7 protein-coding genes and 1 pseudogene are annotated in these 7247 nt (G+C 71.9%); 4 read left to right on the forward strand and 4 right to left on the reverse strand.

The window, feature by feature from the left end; genetic code table 11:
- Positions 1–192, reverse strand: a pseudogene (locus ACNFOC_RS47870) (keto-deoxy-phosphogluconate aldolase); the annotation flags it as partial.
- A gap of 91 nt (positions 193–283) precedes the next feature.
- The gene (gene yaaA, locus ACNFOC_RS47875) at positions 284–1066 is read right to left on the reverse strand and encodes a peroxide stress protein YaaA (RefSeq protein ID WP_416965285.1); all 783 of its coding nucleotides are present in this window, start codon (positions 1064–1066) and stop codon (positions 284–286) included.
- Between the two features lie 120 nt (positions 1067–1186).
- On the opposite strand from yaaA, the gene ACNFOC_RS47880 reads away from it, so the two are divergent.
- A complete protein-coding gene (locus ACNFOC_RS47880; RefSeq protein ID WP_416965286.1) occupies positions 1187–2626 on the forward strand; it encodes an RNB domain-containing ribonuclease in 1440 nt (479 codons plus the stop codon).
- Here the strand turns inward: ACNFOC_RS47880 and ACNFOC_RS47885 are convergent.
- Positions 2577–3137 (reverse strand): hypothetical protein, encoded by a 561-nt coding sequence (locus ACNFOC_RS47885; protein WP_416965287.1) that lies wholly within the window; start codon positions 3135–3137, stop codon positions 2577–2579. The genes ACNFOC_RS47880 and ACNFOC_RS47885 overlap by 50 nt on opposite strands.
- A gap of 33 nt (positions 3138–3170) precedes the next feature.
- Entirely contained in the window at positions 3171–4784 is a 1614-nt protein-coding gene (locus ACNFOC_RS47890; RefSeq protein WP_416965288.1) for an FAD-dependent monooxygenase, read from the reverse strand.
- 46 nt (positions 4785–4830) lie between these two features.
- Between ACNFOC_RS47890 and ACNFOC_RS47895 the strand changes: the two genes are divergently transcribed.
- From ACNFOC_RS47895 to ACNFOC_RS47905, 3 genes are all read left to right on the forward strand, one after another.
- Positions 4831–5466 carry a TetR/AcrR family transcriptional regulator gene (locus ACNFOC_RS47895; protein ID WP_416965289.1) on the forward strand — a complete coding sequence of 212 codons (636 nt, stop codon included), beginning with the start codon at positions 4831–4833 and terminating at the stop codon, positions 5464–5466.
- Positions 5467–5516: 50 nt separating this feature from the next.
- The gene (locus ACNFOC_RS47900; protein ID WP_416965290.1) at positions 5517–6350 is read left to right on the forward strand and encodes a helix-turn-helix domain-containing protein; all 834 of its coding nucleotides are present in this window, start codon (positions 5517–5519) and stop codon (positions 6348–6350) included.
- Positions 6351–6369: 19 nt separating this feature from the next.
- Positions 6370–7247, forward strand: an 878-nt coding sequence (locus ACNFOC_RS47905) for a DMT family transporter (RefSeq protein WP_416965291.1), incomplete at its 3' end; no start/stop codon positions are given.

A 7247-nucleotide genomic window follows, 5' to 3' on the forward strand; every position in this document is an offset into this window, starting at 1 on the left:
CACCTCACCCGCGATCGCCCGCAAGGCGTCCAGCGCGGCCGGCGTCCGCAAGGTCACCTCGATCGCGGGCAACCCGCCCGCCACCAGCGCCCGCGCGAGCGGCACCGCGTCGGCGACGTCCTCGATGACGACGACGGGCAGCACGGGAGCGAGATCGAGCAGGCTTGAGGAAGGCCACGGCGAGGAAGGCATGCCCTCATCCTGCCGAGCCGATGCAGTACACGCAAAGCCCGTTGCGCACCCTGCAACGAGTTGCCCTCGATCTTGCCGACAGGCGGGGCGCTCAGTGGATCTCGTCCACCAACACATCCAGCGCCCAGGCCCGCCCCGCCTGAGCGGGCGCCTCCGCCTCCACCTCGTACCCCAGGTCCCGCAACGCCTCCACCAACTCCGCAGGCGTCCCCGGCGCCCCCGGCGAGGTCAGCAGGCTCCGCACGATCCGCCCCTTCGTCGCCTTGTTGAAGTGGCTGACGACCTTCCGGGTCGGCGCGTGCAGCACCCGTACGGTCGCCGTCCGCCCCGCGACCTCGCCCTTCGGCTTCCACGCCGCCGCGTACGCCGACGACCGCAGGTCAAGGACGAGCCCGTCCCCGGCAACCTCCGGCATCGCAGCCGCCATCGGCCCCCGCCAGTGCGCACCCAGCGCGCCAAGCCCGGGCAGCCGTACCCCCATCGAGCAGCGGTACGACGGAATCCGGTCCGTCACGCGCACCGCGCCCCACAGCCCGGAGAACACGAGCAGCGAGCGCGCGGCCCGCTTCTTCGCGGCTGTGTCCAGCGAGGCCAGGTCGAGGGCGTCGTAGAGGACACCCGTGTAGATCTCCCCGGCGGGCCGCGCGCCGGCCGTGCGCAGGTCGACGTTCTTCGCGATCTCGCCGCGCAGTCCCTCGCTCAGTCCGAGCACCTCGCGTGCCTTGTCCTCGTCGGCCGCGCACAGGTCGACGAGTTCGTCGAGTACGGCCGCGCGGGCGTCGGTGAGTCCCGGCAGTGAGAGCGATTCCGGCTTGAGGGGGGCACCGCGGCCGGAGGAGGCCTTGCCTTCGGAGGGCGGCAGCAGGACGAGCACGGCGGGTTTCTCCTTAGGGAACTTCTGGAGGGAACTTCGGGGTGGAACTTCTGGCTCACGTGGGGGCGCCTGCGCCAGCGTAAAGGGTGCGGGCCTGCGGATTGTGCCTACGCTCGTGTCATGCCCAGCCGCCGTATCCGGGTGACCGGCACCCCCGAAGCCCCGCTCCGCGCCGCCCTCACCGCGCTCCGTACCGAACTCGGCGTACCCGAGACCTTCCCGCCGGAGGTGCTCGCGGAGGCGGAACGGGCGGCGAAGTCCCCGGCCCCGCCCGCCGAGGACGCGACCGACATCCCCTTCTTCACCATCGACCCGCCCACGTCCATGGACCTCGACCAGGCGATGCACCTGTCCCGTAGGGGGACCGGGGGGACCGGTTTCCGGGTCCGGTACGCCATCGCCGACGTCGCCGCCTTCGTGGTCCCCGGCGGCGCGCTGGACGCGGAGGCCCACCGGCGGGTCACCACCCTCTACTTCCCCGACGAGAAGACCCCGCTGCACCCGCCCCTGCTGAGCGAGGGCGCCGCGAGCCTGCTGCCGGACGTGACCCGGCCCGCGGTGCTGTGGACGATCGACCTGGACGCGGACGGCCGTACGTCCGCCGTCGACGTCCGCCGGGCCCTCGTCCGCAGCCGGGCCAAACTCGACTACGCGACCGCGCAGCGGCGGATCGACGCGGGCACCGCGGAGGAACCGCTCGCGCTGCTCAAGGACATCGGCGAGGCGCGCGAACGCCTGGAGGTCGAGCGCGGCGGCATCTCCCTCAACGTCCCCGAGCAGGAGATCGTCGAGCGCGACCACACCTACGAACTCGCCTACCGCGCCCCGCTCCCCGCCGACGGCTGGAACGCCCAGATCTCCCTCCTCACCGGCATGGCCGCGGCCGACCTGATGCTCACGCACGGCACAGGCGTCCTGCGCACCCTGCCCACCGCCCCGGACGGCGCCGTCGGCCGCCTCCACCACACCGCGCACGCCCTGCGCATCGACTGGCCGCACCACATGTCGTACGCCGAACTCATCCGCTCCCTCGACCCGCGCCTCCCGCACCACGCGGCCTTCCTCCAGGAGTGCACGACACTGCTGCGCGGCGCGGGTTACACGGTCTTCCGGGACGGCAACCTCCCGCCCGTCACCACCCACGCGGCCGTCGCCGCCCCCTACACCCACTGCACGGCACCCCTACGACGGCTGGTCGACCGTTACGCCGCCGAACTCTGCCTCGCCCCCGGCTCCCCACCCGCCTGGGTCCTGGCCGGCCTCGACGCCCTCCCCAAGCGGATGGCCGACGGCACCCGTCTCGCGGGCACCGTCGAGCGCGAGTGCGTCGACATCGTCGAGGCGGCCCTGCTGAAGGACCGGGTCGGCGACCTCTTCGACGGCTATGTGGTGGACGTCGAGGAACGCCAACCCACCGTGGGAAAGGTGCAGTTGGACACCCCGGCCGTCGTCGCCCGCATCGAGGGCGGCACGACCCCGCTGCCGTTGGGGGAGCGCCTGCGGGTCCGGCTCACCCAGGCGGACCCGGGGACGTCGAAGGTACGGTTCGCCCCCGCCTGACCGTGTGCAGATGGGCCTGAAGGGTCGCTACGACGAGTTCGGCGTCGTCGGCGTGGAAGTGGACGGTGTCGACCTCCCGCCGGCGGCCGAGGAGCGTCAAGTGGGTGACCGGCTCGGCGAGTTGGAGGGTGACGGAGGTGCGGAAGCCGACGGGGAGGTCGAGTTCGCCCTCGGCCCGGCGCCGGGCCACCCGCAACTCGCCCTCGGCGGAGGCGATATGGCCCAGCGGGACGATCACGTCGGCGCGGGCGGCCCGCCGGAGCCGTAGCGCATGGGTATCCGTGTCCAGCAGATGCGGGCGGGCGACGGAGGACGCGTGCAGGGCGGCGACGCACGCGACCGCGAACAGGCCCAGGACCGGCACCACTTGGTCGGGTACCGGCCAGTCCCGCAGCAGCACCGACATGGTGAGCGTCTCCAGCACGCACGCGAGCGCCGACCCGGCCACCATGGCCCGTCGCGCCCGCGCATACCCGAACACCCGCCCGCCGCCTGCCCAGTTGGTCCTCATGGGGTCAGTTCAGATGCTGACGTCGCGGGAGTGTCAAGCGCCAAGGGGCGCGCCGAACCACAGCCGTAGAGCTTCCGTCGGATCGTCCTCGGGGCTGTCCGTGTCGGCCGCCCATGCCGTGATTCCGTCCGGGCGCACCAACAGCCCCGTCAGTTCGGGGTGTTGGGGGCAGGTGGTGGTGAGGACGTCCACCAGGCCTTCGTAACCGGCCGCGCGTGCCCGGAGTTTGGGGTCGTCGGTGAGGTCGAGGAGGAGGGCGCGGCCGGTGTGGAGGTGGTCGGCGAGGTGGGTGCCGTCGGCGAGTTCGAGGTCGGGGGCGCTGCGGCCGGTCAGGGGGTGGTCGCCGGGGAGGTCGTAGCGCTGCCAGACACCGGAGATCTTCTTGACGAAATACGTCGTGCCGTCCACTGTCCCCGCGAGGTCGGTGACCACCTCGCGCAGGGCGCGGGAACGGGGCTCGGGCCGCATCACCGCGATCTGGGCGCGCGTCCAGTCCAGCACCCAGGCGCCGATCGGATGCCGCTCCGCCGTGTAGGTGTCCAGCAGTTCCACCGGGGCCCGGCCGCTCACCACCAGGGCGAGCTTCCAGCCGAGGTTCATCGCGTCCCCGACACCGAGGTTGAGCCCCTGTCCGCCGAACGGCGAGTGCACATGCGCCGCGTCGCCCGCGAGCAGCACCCGGCCCGCGCGATAGCTGTCCGCCTGACGGCAGTTGTCGGTGAACCGGGTCGAGGAGCGCACCTTGTGCACGGTGACGTCGACACCGGTCACCCGGCGCACACTTGCCTGCAACTCCTCGGCGGTGACAGGGGATTCGCGGTCGGCGGGCGGTCCGTCGAACTCGACGGTGAGCACCCGTCCCGGCATCGGACCGTACGCGTACGTCCCCACGTCGGTGGTGTTCCAGCCGCCCCGCAGCGGCTCGGTGCCGGTCATGTCGGCGATCGCCTGGTACCCGGTGATCTCCGGTGCGGTACCCGGGAACTCGAACCCGGCGAGCTTGCGCACGAGGCTGCGGCCACCGTCGCAGCCGACCAGCCAGCCGGCGCGGACGGTCCGTGGCGCGGAGCCGTCGGTGGGGGCGAGGTGTACGGTCACCCCCTCCTCGTCGGTGTCGAAGCCGGTCAACTCGACCTGCCTGCGCACCTCGACGCCGAGCCGGTCGGCGTGCCGGCCGAGCAGCCGCTCCAGCGGGGCCTGCGGGACGAGCCCGACGCGCTCGACCGGGCCGAGTTCCGCGAAGGCGGGGTCGGACTCGTCGAGCAGGTCGGCTCGCAGCATGATCCCGGAGAAGTGCCCGGCGAACCTCGGCGGCGGCACGGGGCTGGCGCTTTCGCTGCCGCCGTGCGCCCGCGTGAACTCCTTGAAGCGGCTCATCGCCTCCTCGTGCACCTGGGTCAGCTCGGGCAGCAGGCCTCGCCGGTAGAGGGCGACGGCGGTGGTGGAGTTGATGCCGCCCGCCTTGATCGTCTCGTTCACCTCGGCCAGCCGCTCCACGACCAGCACCCGCGCCCCGCCGAGGGTCAGTTCACTCGCCAGCACCAGCCCCACCGGACCGGCGCCGGCCACCACGACGTCGTAGCTCGTGTCATAGCTCGTGTCGTAGTTCGTATCGGTGTTCGTGTCAGTGTTCGTGTCAGTGTCCATGCCTTGAGTGTAGTCACTAAAAAATTATGTTCGCTACACTGTTCTCATGAACGATGGTGAGGGCGAGACCGAGCTGCCCCTGAGAGAGCGCAAGAAGCGGGCGACCCGGCAGCGGATCTCGAACGTCGCCACGGACCTGTTCAAGGCACGCGGCTTCGACGGGGTGTCGGTGGCGGAGGTCGCGCGCGCCGCCGAGGTGTCGACGATGACCGTCTTCAACTACTTCCCGCGCAAGGAGGACCTGTTCCTCGACCGCATCCCGGAAGCGGTCGAGGTGCTCAGCGGGGCGGTACGCCACCGTGCCCCGGGCGAGACCCCGCTCGCCGCGCTGCGCCGCCTCTCGCTCGAACTCCGCGACCAGCACCACCCGTTGGCCGGTCCCAACGACGCCTTCCCGGACTTCTGGCAGGTCGTGATCGACTCGCCGGCCCTGCGCGCCCGGGCCCGCGAAGGCCTGGAGGAGATCGAGAACGCCCTGTCCGACGCCCTTGCCGAGACCGCCCCGGACATCCCCGACCCCGCCCTGGCCGCGGCCCTGATCGTCGCCGCGTACCGATCGGTGTACGTCACCACCGCGCGCCGCCTGCTCGCGGGCGAACGCGGGGGAGGGCCGGCCGAGGACCACCAGGTACGGATGACGGCGGCCTTCGACACACTGGAGCGGGCGCTCACCCCGGCATGACACGCGGCCCCGGCGCGTTGCACCCTGTGGAGGAAAAGGGGGTGCGGCCGGTGAGCGCACGTGAACAGGCATTGTGGACGAGGGCGAGGCTGGGCCGCTGCGGCCCGCCCCTCGACCTCCTCACCGCCCGCTTCGACTGGCACGTCTACGCCCCGCACGCGCACGCCGAGTTCGCGATCGGCGTCTGCGTCGGCGGCTCGGAAGTCATCGACTACCGTGGCGGCCGCATCCGCCTGGACCCCGGCTCCATCGTCGTACTCGCCCCCGACGAAATGCACACGGGCGGCCCCGGCACCACCACCGACGGCTACGCCTACCGAGCCCTCTACGCGGACCCGGCCCTCCTCACCGATGGCATCCTCGGCCCCGCCCTCCCGCACTTCCGCGAACCCCTCCTCGACGACGCCGAACTAGCCGTAGCACTGCGCTCGGCCCACACCCAACTCAGCGTCTGCCCGGACCCGTTGGAGGCGGAGTCCCGCCTCCCCTGGCTCCTCACGGCCCTGGCCCGCCGCCACTCCACATCCCGCCCGGCGCCGGACGAGATCCCGGGCGCGGCCTGGGTGGCCCACGCGGTGAGGGACCGCCTGGCGGACGAACTGCTCACCCCACCGTCACTGTCATCCTTGGCGGCGGACTTCGGCCTGTCCCGCTACCAACTGCTCCGCGCCTTCCGTACGACGATGGGGATACCGCCGTACGCCTGGCTCGCCCAGTACCGGGTGACCCGGGCGCGCGGTCTGCTGGAGGCGGGTGGACGCCCCGCCGAGGTGGCGGCACAGGTGGGCTTCGCGGACCAGGCGCATCTGACACGGTGGTTCCGGCGGGTGCTGGGGGTGACGCCGGCGGCGTACCGCAACAGCGTTCAAGACGGTGGGCGTTGACCGGCCCGACACTCGCCGTATGACTGCACGCGGCTGGTTCCTGTTCTCCCTGATGGGAGTGGTGTGGGGCGTCCCCTACCTGATGATCAAGGTGGCGGTGGACGCCCCGCTGTCCCCGTCCATGGTCGTCTTCACCCGCTGCGCCCTGGGCGCCGTACTCCTGCTGCCTTTCGCGCTACGGCAAGGCGGCCTGACCGGGACGATCCGCGCGCACTGGCGCCCGATGCTGGCCTTCGCGTGCATAGAGATCATCGTCCCGTGGTTCACGCTGACGGACGCGGAACGGCACCTGTCCAGCTCCACGGCGGGTCTGCTGATCGCGGGCGTACCGATCGTGGGCGTGGTGACGGCGAGGTTCTTCGGCGACGCGGAACGACTGGGTCCCCGGCGGGTGGCGGGCCTGGCGCTGGGCCTGGCCGGGGTCACCGTCCTCACGGTCCCGCACCTGACGGGCGGCGACGCGCGCTCACTGGCGGAGGTGCTGCTGACGGTGCTGGGCTATGCGACGGCGCCTCTGATCGCCGCCCGCTACCTGAAGGACGTCCCGACACTCCAACTGACGGCCCCGTGCCTGGCGTTGGCGGCGGTGGTGTACGCCCCCGCGGCAGCGGTTACCTGGCCCTCCTCGGTCCCATCCCCACAGGTCCTGGCGTCCCTCGCCGGGCTGGGAGTGATCTGCACGGCGTTGGCGTTCGTGGCCTTCCTGGAGCTGATCAAGGAGGTCGGTCCGACGCGTTCGACGGTGATCACGTACGTCAACCCGGCGGTGGCGGTGGCGGCGGGCGCGCTGTTCCTGGGCGAGAGCCTGACCGTGGGCATCGTGGTGGCCTTCACCCTGATCCTGGCGGGGTCGGTGTTGGCGACGGCGGGCCGGCGGCGAGCAGGGCACTACATCGT

Source organism: Streptomyces colwelliae, assembly GCF_048158785.1.
GTDB lineage: Bacteria > Actinomycetota > Actinomycetes > Streptomycetales > Streptomycetaceae > Streptomyces.

Coding starts and splice junctions, on each gene's coding strand:
- ACNFOC_RS47880 (WP_416965286.1), top strand. CDS start 1,187: ATGCCCAGCCGCCGTATCCGGGTGACCGGCACCCCCGAAGCCCCGCTC.
- ACNFOC_RS47895 (WP_416965289.1), top strand. CDS start 4,831: ATGAACGATGGTGAGGGCGAGACCGAGCTGCCCCTGAGAGAGCGCAAG.
- ACNFOC_RS47890 (WP_416965288.1), bottom strand. CDS start 4,784: ATGGACACTGACACGAACACTGACACGAACACCGATACGAACTACGAC.
- ACNFOC_RS47885 (WP_416965287.1), bottom strand. CDS start 3,137: ATGAGGACCAACTGGGCAGGCGGCGGGCGGGTGTTCGGGTATGCGCGG.